Here is a 16,903-nt window from a genome sequence, read left to right as displayed (position 1 = left end):
CCATAGTGCGCCGATGACCGTCACCGAGGACGACGCCCGCGCCGCCGGGCGGTTCGCCGCAGGCAGTGCGACGGGCCTGCTGGCGCTGGTCGGGGCGGGGGTCGGGCTGGTCGCGGCGCTGTGGTTCCTGTCCGGCCCACTGGTGGCGCTGGACGTCGCGGTGGCCCGCGCCGCCAACGACCTCGTCGCGCCGCGCCCCTGGTCCGTCGCCGGGCTGACGGCGGTGACGACGCTGGGCACCGGGCTCACCGCCGCGCTGGTGCTCGCGACGCTGGCCGCCGCCCTGCTCGTGCGCCGGCAGCGGGCGCTCGCGCTCTACGTCGTCGTCGCGGGGGCGGGCGGCGCGGTCCTCGCCCCGGCGGTCAAGGGGCTGGTGGGCCGGCTGCGCCCGGTCGTCGACGTGCCGGTGGCGGTGGCGCCGGGGTCGAGCTTCCCGAGCGGCCACACGCTCACCGCCACCGTCTGGGTCGGGATCGTGCTGCTCGTGCTGCTGCCCGCCGTGCCGCCCCGGGCGCGCCGGGCCGCCGTCGCGCTCGCGGTCGCGGTGGTCGTGGCCGTCGGGCTCACCCGGATCGGGCTGGGCGTGCACTACCTGACCGACGTCGTCGCCGCGTGGCTGCTCGGGGCGGCGTGGCTCGGGGTCACCGCCGTCGCCTTCCGCGGCGCGCTCGTGCCCGCACCCGGAGCCGGTCTCGATCCCGCGGCCGCGCCCGACCTGCGCCCCGCCCCCGCCCATGACCCGCCCGCGCACCCGTGGGCCGTCGTCGCGCGGCTGCTGGTCGTCGCGGTGCTGATCGTCGGGGTGTTGCTGGGCGTCGGCCACCTGCTGACCGTGGTCGCCGCCGGTACGCCCGTCGCGGACGCCGACGTCGGCCTGGTCCAGACCGTCGCCACCCTGCGGGTCCCGCTGCTCGACGCCCTGTCGGTGCCCGCCGCGGAGATGGGTAACACGCTGGTGGTGGTCGCCGGGGCGGCCGTGGCCGCGGTGCTCGGCGTGGCCGTGCTGCGTCGGCTGCGCCCGGCCGTTCTGCTCGTCGCGGCGGTGGCGGGCGAGACGCTGATGTTCATGGTCGTCGCCTCGATCACCGGCCGCACCCGCCCGCAGGTGCAGCCGCTGGACGCCCAGCTCCCGCCGACGTCGAGCTTCCCGTCCGGGCACACCGCCGCGGCCGTCGCGCTCTACGGCGGAATCGCCGTGATCGTGCTGGCCGCGACCCGGGAGTGGTGGCGCTGGCTCGTCCTCGCGACGGCGGTGGTGATCATCGTGCTGGTCGCCGCGGCCCGGCTCTACCGCGGCGCCCACCACCTGAGCGACGTGCTGGGCAGCCTGCTCCTCACGCTGCCGTGGCTCTACGCGCTGGACCGGCTGCTACCGGGACGACCGGACCAGCGCCCTCAGTGGTCCGGCTCGTGGCCCGAGGCGACGTCGCCGGTCGGCGTGATCTCCCCGGTCCATCCGCAGCCGGTGCAGGAGCAGTAGAAGCGCCGCTCGTCGGCCTCCCAGAACTCCGTGGCGATCCCCAGCCCGGCCGCGCAGGCCGGGCAGAAGCGGGGCGCGTCCCGGCGGTGCGCCGCCGCGTCGGCGACGAACCGCCGGTCCAGCGGGGTGCTCATCCGGCCTGCGCAGCGTCCCGGGCCGCCGCCTTCTCCGCCGCGATCGAGTCGGCCGCCGAGATGTGGATCTTCTTGATGGTGTCGAGGACCGGGGAGAAGCGGGTGGAGCCCATGTCGCAGAAGTCGAGCGCGAACTGCGCGCCGCCGCCCGCGTGGAACTTGTCCTTCTCGCACGGCAGGTCGATCCGCTCGTGCTCCTCGCGGATCGTGCCCAGCGGGTCCTCGCCGCGCGCGACCACGTCCATCTGCTCGCGGAACATCTTGCGCAGCATCGCCACGCCGATGTCGCTGCGGCCCAGGTGCTCGGTGGTGCGGTCGGTGATCGGGCCCTGCGTCACCCAGGCCATCATGTCCTGGCCCTCGACGTAGTTGGTGACGTGGCGGCCCTTGTCGTCGAAGAGCGGCAGCTCGTAGTCGGGCACCTGCGGCTGGTCGACGTGCTCGTAGCCGTCGGGGCTGTGCACCGTGTAGAGCATGAAGCGGGTGGTGGTCCGGTTGACCGGCACCCGGATCTGCATCTGGTGGATGCCGCCGCCGCCCACGCGCATGTTGTAGGGGAACACCAGCGGGTGGCCGACCTTCCAGTCGTCGTCCTCCTCCGTGGCGCCCTTGAGCACGCGGCGCTTGATGATGCCCCACTCGAACGCGGTGAAGCCGATCTTCACGTGCTCCTTGCCGAACGACGCCGGCGCGGTGAAGCCCTCGTGGCGCCCGACGAACTCGAAGTAGCGCCCGTGCAGGAACTCGACGTGGTGCGGGTCGACCGCGTTCTCCATGATCTGCACGTAGTTGCAGGGCAGGTCGACCCAGCCGATGTCGCGGAAGCCGTCCATGACGAAGGTGTCGAAGCGCGGCAGCAGCGGCGCGGGCTCGTCGGCGGAGTGCGGGCCGACGTAGGCCCAGATCAGGCCGCCCATCTCCTCGACCTTGCCGGCGTGGGCCTTCACCCGGTCCTGGAACTGGGTGTTGTCGCGCTCGGCGGGCTGCGAGGTGCACGCGCCGTCGGCGTCGAAGACCCAGCCGTGGTACGGGCAGCGGATGCCGTCGGCCTCGACGACGCCGTAGGCCAGCGACGCCTTCCGGTGCGGGCACGCCTCCGGGACGATGCCGTAGCGCCCCGAGGGGCTCTTCCACAGCGCGAAGAACTCCCCCAGCAGCTCGACGCGCTTGACGGGGAACTCCTCGAGCTCGCGCGTGAACGCCACCGGGTACCAGTAGCGGCGCAGCACCTCCCCCATCGGCGTCCCGGCCTCGACCTGGGTCAGCTGCTCGTTCTGCTCGGCGGTCAGCATGCGCACTCCCTCGTGGTGGTGAGCCCGACGGTAGGTAGCGCGTCCCTGCCCGACAAGGGATCCTTCCCGCATGGAGGGAAACCGCAGGCCGTCGTGGGAGCTCGGATCGGTGCGCAACGCCGCGCGGCTGCTCAAGGAGTTCTCCCGCACCGACCGCGAGCTCGGCGTCTCGGAGCTGTCGCGGCGCCTGGGCCTGGCCACGTCGACGGTGCACCGGATGCTGGCCACGCTGGCCGCCGAGCGGTTCGTCGAGCGCGCCCCGGGCGGCTACCGGCTCGGCATCGCCCTGTTCGAGCTCGGCGCCAGCGTCGGCTCGCACCTGGACCTGCACGAGGCCGCGATGCCCGTCATGGCGACGCTGCGCCACACCACGGGCGAGACCGTGCAGCTCGCCGTGCTCGACGGCATGGAGTCGGTCTACATCGACCGCCTGGAGAGCCCGCACACCGTCCGCATCTTCTCCCGCGTCGGCACCCGGCTCCCCGCGACGACGACGAGCACCGGCAAGTCGCTGCTCGCCGCGCTGGAGCCCGAGGAGCTGGACCTGCGCCTGGCGCACTGGGTGCCGCGGCGCCACACCCCGTTCACGATCGTCGACGAGGCGGTGCTGCGCACGCGGCTGCGCGAGGTCGCCGAGCGCGGGTGGGCCGAGAACCGGGAGGAGAGCCGCGTCGGCGTCGTGTCGGTGGGGGCGCCGGTGCGCGGGGCCGACGGGGCGGTGATCGCGGCGCTGTCGGTGGCCGCCCCGACCGACCGCGCCGCAGCACCGGCGCTGAGGCGCATCCGGACCGGCGTCGTCGAGGCGGCGGCGGTGATCAGCCGGCGGTTGGGGCACGTTCCCTGAACGCGCGAACGGCACTCTCGCTCAACTGGATCGGGTGAGAGTGCCGTTCGCGCAGGGCCGGGAGCTACCGCCCCGGGATCGGCTTCCCGCTGAACACGAACTTCTGCGCCAGCGCCACCGGGTCGTAGGCGGCGGGCGCCGCCACCGGAGCGGTGACGGTGACCGGCCGTGACTGCACGATGCACACCGGGTCGCCCGCGCGGCGGTGCCGGGAGATGACCCACTCCACGTCGACGGGGTAGCCGTAGTGCTCCTCGATCGACGTGACGGCCGCGGCGATCGCGGCGATCTGCTCGTCGTCGAGGACCTTGCGGTCGGCCAGCTTCGCCGGCATCTCGATCTCGGTGACGCGCCCGTCGGCGAAGTCGAACGCCGACACCACCGTCTTGTGCGCGACGTCGTACTTGAGCAGCCGCCCGTCGGCCTTCCCGACCTCGATGTGGTCGGGGTTGACCAGGCCCTGCACGATCGCCTCGCCCCACCCCCAGCTCGTCTCGATGACGATCCGGTCGGGCTTGCCGGTGACCGGGTGCACCGAGAACGCCACGCCCGACGCGCGGGCGTGGATCAGCTCGATCACGCCCACCGCGATCGGCATCGCGTGGTGGGAGATGCCCTTGCGCAGCCGGTAGGCCAGCGCCCGCCCGGTGAACAGCGAGCCCCAGCACTGCCGCACCGCGTCGATCACGCGCTGCGGACCCGAGACGCCGAGGTAGGTGTCGAAGATCCCGGCGAAGGACGCGTCGGCGGCGTCCTCACCGGTGGCCGAGCTGCGCACCGCCGTCGGGACGTTGACGTCGACGGCGCGCAGGCACAGCTCCTCGTAGGCCTCGGTGATCTCGGCGGCCAGGGCGTCGGACATCGGGGTCTGCTCGAACAGCGTCCGGATCCGCGCCGACGCGTCCTCGACGGCGGCGTCGGACGGGTCGGTGCCCAGCCACTCGACGACCTCCTCGATCCGCCCGTCGAGGCCCGACTCGGCGCAGTGGCGCCGGTAGGCCCCGACGGTGACGGCGAACCCCTGCGGCACCTCCACCCCGGCGCGGTGCAGCTCGGTGAGCCGCCCCATCTTGGAGCCGGCCAGTGCCACCGCCTCCGCCGGGTCGACCTCGTCGACCCAGACCACCGATGCGGTGTCGACCATCAGAACCCCCGATGTCATGCGCCCGCCAGATCCGCCGCGCGCTTGAGGATGGTGACCCGGCCGTTGGTGCCGTCCACCTCGATCTCGTCGCCGTCCTTGATGGCGACGGTCGCGATGCCGATCGCGGTCACGGTCGGCACGCCGTACTCCCGCCCGACGATCGCGGCGTGGCTGAGCATGCCACCGCCGTCGCAGGCCGCACCGGCGATCTTGCCGAAGGCCGCGGTCCAGCTGGGCGAGGTCGACTCGCACACCAGGATCGAGCCGGGCTCGAGGCGGTGCATGTCGTCGCTGCTCTGCAGGACGCGCGCGATGCCCCTGGCGACGCCCTTCGCCGCGGCGACGCCGGGCAGCACCGTCTCCTCGGCCGCGTTCGGGTTCTGCACCGCGCGGATCGAGGTCGGGTTGAGGCCGAAGATCTCGATGAGCACCGGGTCCTCGACGGTCTCCGGGACCGTGCCGAGCACCTTCGGCATCTCGCCGCGCAGTGCGCCCCAGTGGTCGAAGTACTGGCGACGGTCCTTGACCAGGCTCTTGAGCCCGCCGTCGTAGGTGGAGCCGCCGGCCACCTGCTGCAGCTCGGGCCAGAACAGGTAGAGCATGTCGTCCCTGTGGTCGGCCCCGACGCGGTCGGCCAGCTCCTGGCAGACCCGGCGCAGCGGGATCATGACCTTGAGGTCGATGTAGTAGTTGTGGTCGTCCTGCCACCACGGGAAGTTGGCCTCGAGGTTGGACTGCAGGCCGGCGTCGAACACGGCCTGCTCCTCCCTCGTCAGGCCCGACCGCGCGGTCTCGATCGCGCCCTCGCGCTCGGCCATCGCGTTGCGGGCGGCGGCCTCGAAGTCGTGGTCCTCGTCCTTGAGGACGAAGCTCTTGATCATGTCGAGCGGGATCGTGTTGTCCTCGATCCAGCTGGGGACGCCGACGTCGCAGGTGGCCTCCTGGCGGTGGCCGTAGACCTGCAGGAAGTCGTCGAAGTCGGTGAGCCACTGCGACGCCGAGCCGCCCTGCGCGGAGAGCGCGGTGCGGATGCCGGTGCCGGAGTTCTCCTCGAACGCCTGGCGCAGACCGGCCGCCTTGGCCTTCCGGGCGAGCTCGGCGAGCCCGCGGTCGGTCTCCATGATCTTGGTGTCCTCGCCCTGGAGGAACTTGCCGATGTCGGCGGTGTTGATGCCCATCTCGGCGCAGGCCCCGTAGAAGCCGAGGAAGTTCACCAGCAGCGGGTACATCACGTTGAAGTGGATCTCCATGGAGCGCTGGTGGTAGCGCCGCGCCGCGGTGAGCAGGGTCGGCAGCTCACCCGTCGGCACCGCCGTCAGGTCCAGGTTGTGGAAGTGGTCCCAGGTGGCCTCGAGCTCGTCGCGGCCCTGCTCCCACGTCGACCGGTAGTTCTGCAGGAAGCGCGGCAGGTTGGTCCCGAGGCGGTTGGCGCGGGCGCCGATCTCGCGGGGGTCGGACTCGGGGATCGCCGAGCCGTAGAGGTGCGTGCCGGCGAAGCGCGAGGTGATGCCGCGGCCGGGGGGGAGCGGGAGGGCCTCGGCCGCGTGCTGGGTGCCCCAGCAGTACCCGTCCTGACCCCAGGCGAAGGCCGCGAGCGGGGTCATCCCCCGGGACCAGTGGAAGTCGAGGAACCAGAACTTGTCCTCGTCCTCCTTCGTGAAGGGGCCGGTCCCGTCGATGATGTAGGGCGACTCGAGGTGCTCGGGCTTGAAGCCCGGGTACCACTCGCCGGTGTACGGCTCCACAGGGACGACAGTGGCCATGCGAACTCCTAGGTCCGGTGCGACGTTCGTCGGACCGTGTCAGTGGGCAAAGGCCCCCGGCAAGCGGACCGTTCTCCCCTGCCGAACACCCCCGCCCTGACGGGCCCGTTCGGCGACGGCGAACAGCGCTCTTCCCGCAGGTCGCGCCGTTTCCTACCGTCCGCCCCATGCTGAGCGCCGAGAAGAACGAGCGCCTGACGCGGGTCGGGCCGGGCACCCCCATGGGTGAGCTGCTGCGCCGCTACTGGTGGCCGGTCGCCACCCACGACATGGCGACGCGCATCCCGGTGAAGCGCCGCCTGCTCGGGGAGGACCTCGTCCTCTACCGCGACGGCAGCGGCACCGTGGGCCTGCTCGCCGAGCAGTGCCCGCACCGGCGCGCCGCCCTGTGGCTGGGCTGCACCGAGGAGGAGGGCCTGCGCTGCGGGTACCACGGCTGGCGCTTCGACGCGGACGGCCGCTGCCTCGAGCAGCCCGGCGAGCCCGCCGACTCGACGTTCAAGGACCGCATCCGCGCCACCGCCTACCCCGTGCAGGAGCTGGGCGGGCTGGTGTTCGCCTACCTCGGCCCGCTGCCCGCGCCGGAGCTGCCCCGCTACGACCTGTTCGTGTGGGAGGACGCCTGGCGCGACATCGGCCACGCCGAGCTCCCCTGCAACTTCGTGCAGATCATGGAGAACTCCGTCGACCCGTACCACGTCGAGTGGCTGCACGGGCGCTACGGCAACTTCCTGCGCGAGATCGGCGGGAAGGCCGCGCCGCTGCCCGTCGTCAGCAAGAAGCACGTGAAGGTCGCGTTCGAGGTCTTCGAGCACGGCATCCTCAAGCGCCGCGTCCTGGAGGGGCACACCGAGGAGGACGAGGACTGGAAGGTGGGGCACCCGCTGGTGTTCCCGCACATGCTGCGCGTCGGCGCGGCGGGGCTCGCGACGTTCCAGATCCGGGTGCCGATCGACGACGAGAACACCTGGCACGTCTGGTACCAGACCTACCGGCCCGAGGGCGGCGCCCCGGCGCAGGAGACGATCCCGACATACGAGGTGCCGCTGTTCGACGAGCAGGGCGAGTACCTGCGCGACTACGTCGACGGGCAGGACATCGTCGCCTGGATCACGCAGGGCCGGATCTCCGACCGCACGAAGGAGCACCTGGGCCGCTCCGACCTCGGTGTGATCCTGCTGCGCAAGCTCTACGCCGAGCAGATGGACGCCGTCGCGCGCGGCGAGGACCCACTGTGCACCTACCGCGAGCCGCACGACGTCATCGACCTGCCGATGGAGAAGGACAAGTTCGGGTCGGCGATGGCGTTCCGGCAGCTGTGGACGCGCGAGAGCTCGGTGCGCTACTCCCCCATCAAGGAGGAGGTCCTCGAGCTGTTCGGCGACCCGGTGCCGACGTGGTGAGGGCCCGGTGATCAGGTTCTGCCCGGGCTGCGGGGCCGCGCTCGGTGACGCCGCGTTCGTCCAGGAGTACTGGGTGGCGCGCGACCGGCACGTGGTGTGCTGGTGCCCGTCCTGCTCGCTCATGTGCACGGTGGTGCTCGCCGCCGCGCTCGTCGGAACGGAACCCGAACACTGATGACGCAGCCACCGAGGCGCGCACTGCTGCTGGACCTGGGCGGCACGGTCTTCCGCTCCGGAAGCGAACTGCTGGGTGAGTACGGGGCGGTCGAGCCGCGGGTGCGGGCCGCGGTCGCGCGGCGCGGCCCGCTGGGCACCGAGCCCGACCCGGAGTGGGACGCGATGATCCGCGAGGAGATCAGCGAGCGGGAGTACTGGCGGATGCGCAGCGAGGAGATCGGCGCGGCGCTGGGGCGGGACTGGCCGATCCAGGAGTTCATGCACACGCTCTACGCCCTGGCCGGCGACGACGTCATCCGGCCGCCCGCCGCCGCGCTCGTCGCCGACGCCCGGGCCGCGGGCCACCGGATCGGCGTGCTGACCAACGACCTGCGCGCCTTCCACGGCGACACGGCGATGGCCTCGCACCCGGTGCTGCAGCAGGTGGACGTGCTGGTGGACGCCTCGGTCACCGGCATCCTCAAGCCCGACCCGAGGGCCTACGCCCTGGCGGCCGAGGAGCTGGGCACGGCGCCGGGCGACATCGTGTTCGTCGACGACATGCCGTGGAACATCGCGGGGGCGCAGCGCGCCGGGATGATCGCGGTGGAGCTGGACCTGACCGACCCGTCCGCGGCGTTCGCCGTGGCGCGCGCGGAGCTCGGCCTGGGTGCGGAGGCGGCGGCGTGAGCGGCCCGACCGGCGGGACCGCCGTCGTCGTCGGGGCGTCGGGGGCGCTGGGCGGCGCGATCGCCGAGCGGCTGCGCGGCGAGGGGCTCGACGTCGTCGCGGTGGCGCGGGGTGGCCCGTGCGCGGCCGACATCGGCTCCGACGACGCCGTGGCCACCATCGCCGGGGCCGTCGCGGCGCTGGACGGGCCGGTGCGGATGGTCGTGCAGGCCGCGGGGCTGCCGGCGGCCGGACCGCTGGAGACGATCGTCCCCGACGCCCTCGGGCACGCCGTCGCGCTCAAGTGCGGCGGGCTGCTGCGCCTGGTCCGGGCCGTCGACGACCGGCTGGAGCGCGGTTCGCGGATCGTCGCCCTCGGCGGCCACTACGGCATCGAGCCCGCCCCCTACGCGTGCGCGGCGGGCGTCACGAACGCGGCGCTGGCCAACCTGGTGCGCCAGCTCGCGGTGTCCTACGGCCCGCGCGGGGTCACCGCGCACCTGGTCGCCCCCGGCCCGGCCGACACCCCCCGCCTGCGCGGGTTGTCCGAGCAGGCGGCGCAGAAGCGCGGGGTGCCGGTGGAGCAGGTGCTGGCCGAGCGGGCCGCGGAGTCGCCGCTGGGCCGGCTCGTCACGCCGTCGGAGGTGGCGTGGGCGGTGGCGACCCTGCTGGCACCCGAGGCCGACGCCCTGCACGGCTCGACCCTGGGCCTGGACATGGGCGCGAGGCGCGGCATCTTCTAGCCCCCCCCCGCAGCCCCCCCCGCACACCCCCCTCTCGTGACAGTGGAGTGGCTTTACTGCCACTGGGCGCCAGTGAAGCCACTCCACTGTCACAGGGCGGGACGGGCGTCTGAGGTCGCTCGCGCCTCGATCTCCGTCCGCCGCGCCGCGCTGGCCGGCACCCCGGCGATGCCCCAGTCGTCGGGATCGACCTGCACCACCCGCCCGCGGACGAGCTGCCGGTCGACGCCGAGCACGTCCACGATCACGTCGGTGCACGCGCCGAGCAGGCGGTGGCGCTGCTCCACCGGCCGCCCGCGCAGGGCCAGCGCCGTGAAGTACGGTGCCTCGACGCCCGGCTCCCCCGCCGTCACCCACCGCGCGGGCGGGTGCAGCACGAGGAACGCCCGCACCCGCGACAGCGGCGACTCCAGCACCTCGGCGTAGCAGCGTGACAGGGCCGCGAGCAGCTCCGCGTGCTGGGTGTCGGTGTGGCACCCCTCGACCAGGTGCACCTCGAGGATCGGCATGGCGCGCACGCTAGGGACGCCCGGGGCGCCCGTCGAGGGGTGCGTTCGCCAGGGCGAACCGCCGGTCAGGTGCCGACGGCCGCCCGGTTCTGCGCCAGCGCCTCGACCGCGTACCGGTAGGCGGGGTCGACCAGCGCCGGCCCCGCCCGGAAGTCCAGCAGGCCCGAGCGGCCGACCGGCGGGGTCAGCAGCTCGATCGACCGGCTCGCCAGGCGGTCGCGCTGCAGCCGGGCGGTGGACAGCGACATGCTGCGGACCAGCACGTCACCCAGCCGCGGCACCCGCATGCGCGGGGTGAACGGGTTGAGCCGGGACGCCAGCACCCGCCAGCCCGACACCGCGAGGTCGAACTCCGCCGGCGTCCGCCGCCCGCTGCCGGTGGGCTGCAGGTTGACCGCCACGATCGGGCCGTCGCCGACCACCCCCGCCATGACGTCGACAGGCAGGTTGTTCATCACCCCGCCGTCGACGAGGAGCTGGGTCCCGTCGTGCACCGGCGGGTAGACGCCGGGGATCGCGATGCTGGCCCGGATCGCCCGCCAGGTCGGACCGGTCTCGTGCACGATCTCCCGGGCCTGGCTCAGCGACGCCGACACGGCGAAGTAGGGCAGCCACAGGTCCTCGATCATCCCGGCGAACGAGGGCTCCTCGCGCAGCAGCCTCGTCACCTTGCGGCCCGACGACACCGCCACGAACGGCGGCGTGAACCCGACCATCGATCCCTTCTCCACCATCGCCGCCCGGGCCTGGCGCACCCGCTGGTCGTGGTCGAGGCCGTCGGCGTAGAAGCCGGCCATGAGCGACCCGATGCTGGCTCCCCCGACGGCGTCGACCGGGATGCCCGCCTCGTCCAGCGCCCGCATCACCCCGAGGTGGGCGAATCCGCGCACGCCCCCGCCGGCCAGCACCAGCCCGCGCGCCGTGCCGGACAGGTACCGGGCCACCCGCTCCACGTGGCCTGTGTCGCCGGCCCGCAGGTGGTGGTGGCGGGTGATGCCGCGCCCGGCCAGCCAGGCCGCGGTGCCCGACGGGGCGGCCGTGCCCGCGGGGTGGAGCAGCACGAGATCGCGCCGCTGCTCCCCGGGGACCCGCGCGAGCGCCCGCTCGGCCGGACCCGGCTCCGGGTCGTCCCCGGCGGGGGCGACGAGCACCACGCGGTCGGCCTGGCGCAGGCAACGGCGGGTCCACTCGGTGTCGCCGTCGTCGGCGCGGTAGACGACGAACCGGTGCGCCGCCTCGACGCGCTGCAGCCAGGCCAGCAGCCGGCCGTTGCGCGGGTCGGCGGGTTCGGTGCCCGACGCGCCGGCGCCCAGTGCCGCGTCCACGCTCGCGGACGTCACCTCCAGCGCCCTGCCCAGCGCCGCGACCAGCGCGGCGGCGAGCTCATCGGGCACGGGTCCCGACCCGGCCGGCAGCAGCGCGACCGTGACGGCCGGGGCCGTGGGCGCCGGCACCCCCGTGACGGGGCCGCTCCCGGTCCGCACCAGCGCCCGGCACAGCCCGAGCAGCGACGCCGGGTGCGCCGCGGCGAACCGCTCGAACCCCGCCACACCCAGCCGCAGCACCAGCGAGTCGCGCACGGCGTGCACGTGGGTCGCGTCCGCGGGATCGGCTCCGAGCAGCGCCGCGGCCCCGACGACCTGCCCCGGCCCGATCTCGCGCGTCCCCGTCTCCGAGCGGACGGCGAGGCGGCCGTAGGCGAGCAGGTGCAGCGCGTCCGGCGCCCGGTCGGCGTCGAGCACCACCTCCCCCGCGCTGACGTGCACCGGGTCGAGCGCGACGAACAGCTCCCGCAGCGCCGCGCGGTCGAGCCCGCCGAACACCTCGGTCCCGGCGAGGAAGTCCAGCACCTCGCTGCCCGGCTCGGTGCCCGACCAGCTCTCCGCCAGCAGCAGCAGCGGGCGCCGGCGCCGCGTGGAGCCGAGCCCGGCCGCGATCCGGTCGCGGTCGAAGAACTCCGGGACCTGGGTGCTGCTCACGTCCGGACCCCGGTGCCCACGAGCTGGTCGGCCAGCTGCCCGTAGAGGGCGGCCACGGGGTGGTCCGGGTGGTGCAGGACGAAGATCCCGCCGCTGGACAGGACCATCAGCTCCTCGGAGTGCGGCACGACCGCGGCGACCGGCGTGCCGTAGGCCTCCGCCACCCGCTGCGCGACGTCCGCCGGGTCGAACGCCTCGGGGCACTTGTTCACCACCAGCACCGTGCGCGGCACCGCGAGCTTGCGCGCCACGCTGACCGTGACGTGGGTGCCCTCGTAGTCCTGGTGGTCGGGCCGCAGCACGATCGCGAGCGCGTCGGACATCGCGATCGACAGCAGCGTCTCCTCGTTCAGCCCGGGGTGGGTGTCCAGGAGCAGCACGTCGAGCTCCAGCCCGGCGGCCAGCGACCGGACCCCCTCGCCGAGCAGCCCGACGTCGTAGCCCTCGGCCATGATCCGGGCGATGTCGTGCGGGTCGACGCTGGAGGGGACGAGCCAGATCCGGCCCGCGGTGCCCGGCGGTGTCACCTCGCGGGCGGCGTCGCGCAGCGGGTAGCGGCCCCACAGGAACCCGTCGAGGTGGCGCTCGGGGCGGTCGACGCCGAACAGCACGTGGATGCCCGGCGAGAGGATGTCGAGGTCGACGACCCCCACCCGCAGGCCGCGCCCGGCGAGCACCGCCGCGACGTTCGCCGTGGTGTTCGACTTGCCGGTGCCGCCCCGGAAGGAGTGCACGGACACGATGGACGTCATCGGTCTCCCCTGTCCTGCCGGCCCGTCCCCGAGCGCAGGTCCGCGGCTCGGCGTTGCAGGTCGGCGAAGTAGTCGGTCTCGGTGATGGCGGCGACGGTCCGCGCCGCCCGGGCCTCGTCGATCTCGATGCGCAGCGCCCCGACCTGCGCACGCAGCCGCTGCTCGCGCTGCGCCACCTCGTGCGCCATCCGTCCGAACACGCGGGCGAGCAGACCCAGCGCGTCGTCGCGGGCGGCCACGGCGTCGAGCCGGCCGGGGTGGAACTCGCCGCGCTCCACGGCCGCGGCCGCGTCGACGACGTGCCCGACCTGCTCGCGGTACTCCCGCTCCAGGTCCGCGAGGCGCTTGCGGGCCAGCCCCGCGCCGAGCCGGGCGCGCAGGACGGCGGGGTCGAACGGCTTGGGCAGGAAGTCGTCGGCCCCGAGCTCGATGCAGCGCACCACGCCGTCGCGGTCGTCGGACCCGGAGATGACGACGACCGGCAGCGCCGCCGTCGCCTCCTGCGCCCGCATCCGCGCGAGCACCGCGTACCCGTCGAGGACGGGCATGACGATGTCGAGCAGCACCAGGTCGAACCCGCCGCCGGAGACGAGCTCCCAGCCCTGCCCGCCGTCGACGGCGAGCTCCACGTCGAGGCCCTCCCGCTCCAGCGCGCGGCGCAGCAGGAGGCGGTTCACCGGGTCGTCGTCGACGACGAGCACCCGCCCGCGCAACGCCTCCGTCCGCTCGGTCATCGGGTCACCGCCTCCGGCGCGCGGGGCTCCAGCAGCCGCAGCAGGTCCATCCAGCCCGAGAAGGGCACCCGGTCCGCCGAGCCGGGCCGCCCGACCGTCCCGACCACGCGCCCGTCCGGGGTCGGCCGGATCTCGACGACGAACCGCTCGCCCACCGCATCCACCTCCATCGCCGCGTCCACCCGTGTTCCGCCTCCTCAGACGACCGGCTCGGCGGCCGGCAGCTCGCCCAGCACCGCGGGGACCCGGGTGCCGATCTCCTCGACCAGCGCCGCGGCCCCGTCCGGGCCGCCGTCCTCCAGCTCCCGGCAGGCGGCGGCGAGACGGGCCGCGCCGAGCGTCGCGGCGTTGGAGCGCAGGGTGTGCGCGGCCATCCGCAGCTCGGCGGCGTCGCCGGTGTCGAGCGCGGACCGCATGCGGGCCACCAGCCCGGGCAGGTGCGCGGTCGCGGTCGCCACCAGCTCAGCGACCACCTCGTCCCCGTCCGGGCCGAACGAGCGGGCCAGCTCGGCGAGCACGCCGGGGTCGACCTCGGGCCCGTCGCCGGTCGCGGGAGGGACCGGTACGCGCCGCAGCGCCGCGGCCAGCCCGCCGAGCCGGATCGGCTTGGCCAGGTAGTCGTCCATGCCCGCGGCCAGGCACATCTCGCGGTCGCCGTCCATCGCGTTCGCGGTGACGGCGACGAGCCACGGCCCGCGCGTCGCGCCCGCGCGGATCCGCCGGGTGACCTCCAGGCCGTCGAGCACCGGCATCTGGACGTCGAGCAGCACGGCGTCGTAGGGGCGGGCGGAGACGGCGTCGAGCACCTCCTGCCCGGTGGTCGCGACGTCGGCCCGGTGCCCGAGCTTCGCGAGCATCGCCAGCGCGAGCATCCGGTTGACCGGGTTGTCCTCGGCGAGGAGCAGCCGCAGGCCCGGCGCGGGTGCGGGGGCGTGGACCGGGGCGTCCTCCGGCTCGACCGGCGCCCCGAGCAGCTCCGACAGCACCTCGGCGAGCCGGGCCCGCTTGACGGGCTTCGTCAGCCAGGCCCGCACCGCGGTGCCCTCGCGGGTGCCGCCCAGTGACGACAGGCAGGCCGCCGGCGGGCCGCCGCGCTCCCGCAGCCTCGCGGCGAGGGCGGCGCCGTCCATCTCCGGCATGACGTGGTCGAGCAGGGCGACGTCGTAGACCTCGCCGCGCGCCACCCGCTCCAGCGCGTCGAGCGGCGAGCCGGTGTCGTCGACGGCCATCCCCCACGACGCGCAGTGCGCCACGAGGATGCGGCGGTTCGTCGCGTTGTCGTCGACGACCAGGGCGCGCCGCCCGGCCAGGGCCACCGGCGCCGCCCGCTCCGGCACGTCGGCCGGGGGCGCCGCCACGGCGAACCCGAACGTCGTGCCGGTGCCGACCTCGCTGCGCACCCACACCCGCCCGCCCATCAGCTCGGCGAGCCGCCGCGAGATCGCGAGCCCCAGGCCGGTGCCGCCGTGGCGGCGGGTGGTGGACACGTCGACCTGGCTGAACGAGCGGAACAGCCGGTCGAGCCGGTCGGCCGGGATCCCCGGTCCGGTGTCGGTGACCTCCACCGACAGCTCCCCGGGGCCCGCGCGCACCGCGACCACCACCTCGCCGCGCGCGGTGAACTTCACCGCGTTCCCGACGAGGTTGACCAGGACCTGGCGCAGCCGCGTCGGGTCGCCGAGCACGCCGGCGGGCACGTCCGGGTCGACCGCGCAGACGAGCTCGAGGCCCTTCTCCGCCGCCCGGGTGGCCAGCAGGTCCAGCGCGCCTTCGACGCAGTCGCGGACGTCGAGCGGCACCGCCTCCAGCTCCAGGCGGCCCGCCTCGATCTTGGAGAAGTCGAGGATGTCGTCGATGATCGTCAGCAGGCCGTCGCCGCTCTGCTCGATGACGCGGGCCAGCTCGCGCTGCTCCCCGTCGAGCTCGGTGGTGAGCAGCAGCTCGGTCATCCCGATGACGGCGTTCATCGGGGTCCGGATCTCGTGGCTCATGTTGGCCAGGAACGCGCTCTTGGCCGCGTTCGCGGCGTCGGCGGCGGCCCGGGCCTCCTGCGCCTGCTCGTGCAGCCGGACGCTCTCGATCGCCCCGGCGAGCTGCCCGCCGACGGTCTCGGCGAGCGCCAGCTCGGCCGGGGAGAACACCCGGCGGCGCCCGGCGGACTCCGCCAGCACCACCCCGATGACGTGGCCGCCGCGGCCGACGAGCGGGGCTGCCATGAACGCGCGCACCCCGCGGCGCTCGAGCTGCGCGCGGACCGCGGGCGCCAGGGTCACGGCGTCGAGGTCGCCGACGGCCACCGCGCGGCGCAGCACGACCGCCCGCTCCACGGGGCTGCCGTCGGTCGTCGACAGCTCCGTCCCGGCCCGGCCGGCGTCCGGCGCGGGCGCGGCCGGCCCGCCGGCGTCGTGGTCGGCGCGGACCACGAGCGGCCCGGCGTCGTCGACGAGCGCGACGGCGACCCACCGCACCCGGAACAGCGCCGCGAGCCGCCGCGCCGCCCCGTCGAGGACCTCCTGCAGGGACACCGCCGTCGCGACCGTGCGGGTGATCGCGCTGAGCGCGGCGAGCTGCTCGCGGTCGCGGGTCAGGCTCTGCGCGATCACGCCCGCGACCGCGGCGATGATCAGGCCGATGCCCATCCGGAAGGTGATCGACACGACCAGGAACGGGTGGCCGTAGACGAGCGTGCCGAACACCTCGCGCAGCGTGTAGGCAACGGTGAGGAGCCCGATGGCCACCATCGCCCCGCGCAGCTGGAACCGGACAGCGGCCTCCATCGGCAGCACGTAGAGGACCGCCCAGATCGCGGTCTCGGTGTCGAAGGTGAAGACGAAGACCAGCCCGAGGAACACCGTCCCGTTGAGGACGAGAGCGGCGACGCCGACGCGGCGGGCGCGGCGCACCGTCGTCATCCGCGGGATCAGCGGCCAGATCACCAGGTTGCCCACGGCCAGCAGGGCCAGCAGCCCGACCGCGAGCTCGAGCATCCCCGGCGGGTAGGGCAGGTAGTAGGTGAGGACCTGGGCGAGGCCGAACACGAAGCCGCCCCAGCGGATCCGCAGCATCGCGCGCTCGGCGCGGACCAGGCGGGCAAGCTCGGCGGTCGCGAGCGTCTCGAACTCGGCGGCGGTGTCGGGTTCGCGCCCGGTGGCCATGGCGAGCCCGCCGCGTCGGCGGCGCAGGCGACCGCCGGCGTCGGGTGGGTGGCCGGGGTCCGGCGACCCGGCCGAGCCCCGGTGCATCGCCACGCTCCGCCCCCTCGGTCGCCGGACGACCCGTCCGGGGGCCGAGCCTGGCGGCT

The 16,903-nt window shown here is 74.5% G+C and carries 16 protein-coding genes; 6 read left to right on the top strand and 10 right to left on the bottom strand.

Annotation, left to right across the window (positions count from 1 at the left end):
• The first annotated feature begins 13 nt into the window (after window positions 1–13).
• Entirely contained in the window at window positions 14–1,480 is a 1,467-nt protein-coding gene (locus I4I82_RS24650) for a phosphatase PAP2 family protein (protein ID WP_218596050.1), read from the top strand.
• Here the strand turns inward: I4I82_RS24650 and I4I82_RS24645 are convergent.
• Together I4I82_RS24645 and I4I82_RS24640 are read right to left on the bottom strand one after the other, a co-directional pair.
• Window positions 1,396–1,614, bottom strand: a complete 219-nt coding sequence (locus I4I82_RS24645) for a hypothetical protein (RefSeq protein ID WP_218593172.1) — start codon at window positions 1,612–1,614, stop codon at window positions 1,396–1,398. The two genes, I4I82_RS24650 and I4I82_RS24645, sit on opposite strands and share 85 nt — an antisense overlap.
• Entirely contained in the window at window positions 1,611–2,906 is a 1,296-nt protein-coding gene (locus tag I4I82_RS24640) for a Rieske 2Fe-2S domain-containing protein (protein ID WP_218593173.1), read from the bottom strand. Before I4I82_RS24640 ends, I4I82_RS24645 begins: the two co-directional genes overlap by 4 nt.
• Window positions 2,907–2,976: 70 nt before the next feature.
• Here I4I82_RS24640 and I4I82_RS24635 point away from each other — a divergent pair, with 70 nt between their 5' ends.
• Window positions 2,977–3,750, top strand: a complete 774-nt coding sequence (locus I4I82_RS24635) for an IclR family transcriptional regulator (protein WP_218593174.1) — start codon at window positions 2,977–2,979, stop codon at window positions 3,748–3,750.
• 64 nt (window positions 3,751–3,814) lie between these two features.
• On the opposite strand, the gene I4I82_RS24630 is transcribed toward I4I82_RS24635, so the two are convergent.
• Window positions 3,815–4,894: a PEP/pyruvate-binding domain-containing protein gene (locus tag I4I82_RS24630; protein ID WP_225920673.1), complete on the bottom strand. Its 1,080-nt coding sequence runs from the start codon at window positions 4,892–4,894 to the stop codon at window positions 3,815–3,817.
• A gap of 14 nt (window positions 4,895–4,908) precedes the next feature.
• Window positions 4,909–6,657 carry a PEP-utilizing enzyme gene (locus I4I82_RS24625; RefSeq protein WP_218593175.1) on the bottom strand — a complete coding sequence of 583 codons (1,749 nt, stop codon included), beginning with the start codon at window positions 6,655–6,657 and terminating at the stop codon, window positions 4,909–4,911.
• A 167-nt stretch (window positions 6,658–6,824) separates the two neighbouring features.
• Between I4I82_RS24625 and I4I82_RS24620 the strand changes: the two genes are divergently transcribed.
• The 4 genes from I4I82_RS24620 to I4I82_RS24605 are packed head-to-tail and all read left to right on the top strand — an operon-like array spanning window position 6,825 to window position 9,628.
• Window positions 6,825–8,060, top strand: coding sequence for a Rieske 2Fe-2S domain-containing protein (locus I4I82_RS24620; RefSeq protein ID WP_218593176.1), 1,236 nt, complete (start codon window positions 6,825–6,827; stop codon window positions 8,058–8,060).
• A gap of 7 nt (window positions 8,061–8,067) precedes the next feature.
• On the top strand, window positions 8,068–8,235 hold the full coding sequence (locus I4I82_RS24615; protein WP_218593177.1) for a hypothetical protein: 168 nt from the start codon (window positions 8,068–8,070) through the stop codon (window positions 8,233–8,235).
• The gene (locus tag I4I82_RS24610; RefSeq protein ID WP_225920672.1) at window positions 8,235–8,906 is read left to right on the top strand and encodes an HAD family hydrolase; all 672 of its coding nucleotides are present in this window, start codon (window positions 8,235–8,237) and stop codon (window positions 8,904–8,906) included. Before I4I82_RS24615 ends, I4I82_RS24610 begins: the two co-directional genes overlap by 1 nt.
• Window positions 8,903–9,628, top strand: a complete 726-nt coding sequence (locus tag I4I82_RS24605) for an SDR family oxidoreductase (RefSeq protein ID WP_218596049.1) — start codon at window positions 8,903–8,905, stop codon at window positions 9,626–9,628. The genes I4I82_RS24610 and I4I82_RS24605 overlap by 4 nt, the downstream gene beginning before the upstream one ends.
• A gap of 89 nt (window positions 9,629–9,717) precedes the next feature.
• Here the strand turns inward: I4I82_RS24605 and I4I82_RS24600 are convergent, their stop codons facing one another.
• The 6 genes from I4I82_RS24600 to I4I82_RS24575 all read right to left on the bottom strand — a co-directional run bounded on the left by I4I82_RS24600 (window position 9,718) and on the right by I4I82_RS24575 (window position 16,844).
• Window positions 9,718–10,137, bottom strand: coding sequence for a tautomerase family protein (locus I4I82_RS24600; RefSeq protein ID WP_218591258.1), 420 nt, complete (start codon window positions 10,135–10,137; stop codon window positions 9,718–9,720).
• A gap of 65 nt (window positions 10,138–10,202) precedes the next feature.
• Window positions 10,203–12,116: a cyclic nucleotide-binding and patatin-like phospholipase domain-containing protein gene (locus I4I82_RS24595; protein WP_218591259.1), complete on the bottom strand. Its 1,914-nt coding sequence runs from the start codon at window positions 12,114–12,116 to the stop codon at window positions 10,203–10,205.
• A complete protein-coding gene (locus I4I82_RS24590; RefSeq protein WP_218591260.1) occupies window positions 12,113–12,868 on the bottom strand; it encodes a MinD/ParA family ATP-binding protein in 756 nt (251 codons plus the stop codon). The genes I4I82_RS24595 and I4I82_RS24590 overlap by 4 nt, the downstream gene beginning before the upstream one ends.
• A complete protein-coding gene (locus tag I4I82_RS24585; protein WP_218591261.1) occupies window positions 12,865–13,602 on the bottom strand; it encodes a response regulator in 738 nt (245 codons plus the stop codon). Before I4I82_RS24585 ends, I4I82_RS24590 begins: the two co-directional genes overlap by 4 nt.
• Window positions 13,599–13,784 carry a hypothetical protein gene (locus I4I82_RS24580; RefSeq protein ID WP_218596048.1) on the bottom strand — a complete coding sequence of 62 codons (186 nt, stop codon included), beginning with the start codon at window positions 13,782–13,784 and terminating at the stop codon, window positions 13,599–13,601. Before I4I82_RS24580 ends, I4I82_RS24585 begins: the two co-directional genes overlap by 4 nt.
• Before the next feature lie 15 nt (window positions 13,785–13,799).
• On the bottom strand, window positions 13,800–16,844 hold the full coding sequence (locus tag I4I82_RS24575; protein ID WP_225922216.1) for a hybrid sensor histidine kinase/response regulator: 3,045 nt from the start codon (window positions 16,842–16,844) through the stop codon (window positions 13,800–13,802).
• Between the last annotated feature and the right edge of the window lie 59 nt (window positions 16,845–16,903).

The sequence above is a fragment of the Pseudonocardia oceani genome, from assembly GCF_019263585.2.
Taxonomy (GTDB): domain Bacteria; phylum Actinomycetota; class Actinomycetes; order Mycobacteriales; family Pseudonocardiaceae; genus Pseudonocardia; species Pseudonocardia oceani.
The sequence above is the reverse complement of the archived record's forward strand: the minus strand, read 5'-3'. Positions and strand labels throughout refer to the sequence as shown.

Coding starts and splice junctions, on each gene's coding strand:
- I4I82_RS24650 (WP_218596050.1), top strand. CDS start 14: ATGACCGTCACCGAGGACGACGCCCGCGCCGCCGGGCGGTTCGCCGCA.
- I4I82_RS24645 (WP_218593172.1), bottom strand. CDS start 1,614: ATGAGCACCCCGCTGGACCGGCGGTTCGTCGCCGACGCGGCGGCGCAC.
- I4I82_RS24640 (WP_218593173.1), bottom strand. CDS start 2,906: ATGCTGACCGCCGAGCAGAACGAGCAGCTGACCCAGGTCGAGGCCGGG.
- I4I82_RS24635 (WP_218593174.1), top strand. CDS start 2,977: ATGGAGGGAAACCGCAGGCCGTCGTGGGAGCTCGGATCGGTGCGCAAC.
- I4I82_RS24630 (WP_225920673.1), bottom strand. CDS start 4,894: ATGGTCGACACCGCATCGGTGGTCTGGGTCGACGAGGTCGACCCGGCG.
- I4I82_RS24625 (WP_218593175.1), bottom strand. CDS start 6,657: ATGGCCACTGTCGTCCCTGTGGAGCCGTACACCGGCGAGTGGTACCCG.
- I4I82_RS24620 (WP_218593176.1), top strand. CDS start 6,825: ATGCTGAGCGCCGAGAAGAACGAGCGCCTGACGCGGGTCGGGCCGGGC.
- I4I82_RS24610 (WP_225920672.1), top strand. CDS start 8,235: ATGACGCAGCCACCGAGGCGCGCACTGCTGCTGGACCTGGGCGGCACG.
- I4I82_RS24600 (WP_218591258.1), bottom strand. CDS start 10,137: ATGCCGATCCTCGAGGTGCACCTGGTCGAGGGGTGCCACACCGACACC.
- I4I82_RS24590 (WP_218591260.1), bottom strand. CDS start 12,868: ATGACGTCCATCGTGTCCGTGCACTCCTTCCGGGGCGGCACCGGCAAG.
- I4I82_RS24585 (WP_218591261.1), bottom strand. CDS start 13,602: ATGACCGAGCGGACGGAGGCGTTGCGCGGGCGGGTGCTCGTCGTCGAC.
- I4I82_RS24575 (WP_225922216.1), bottom strand. CDS start 16,844: ATGCACCGGGGCTCGGCCGGGTCGCCGGACCCCGGCCACCCACCCGAC.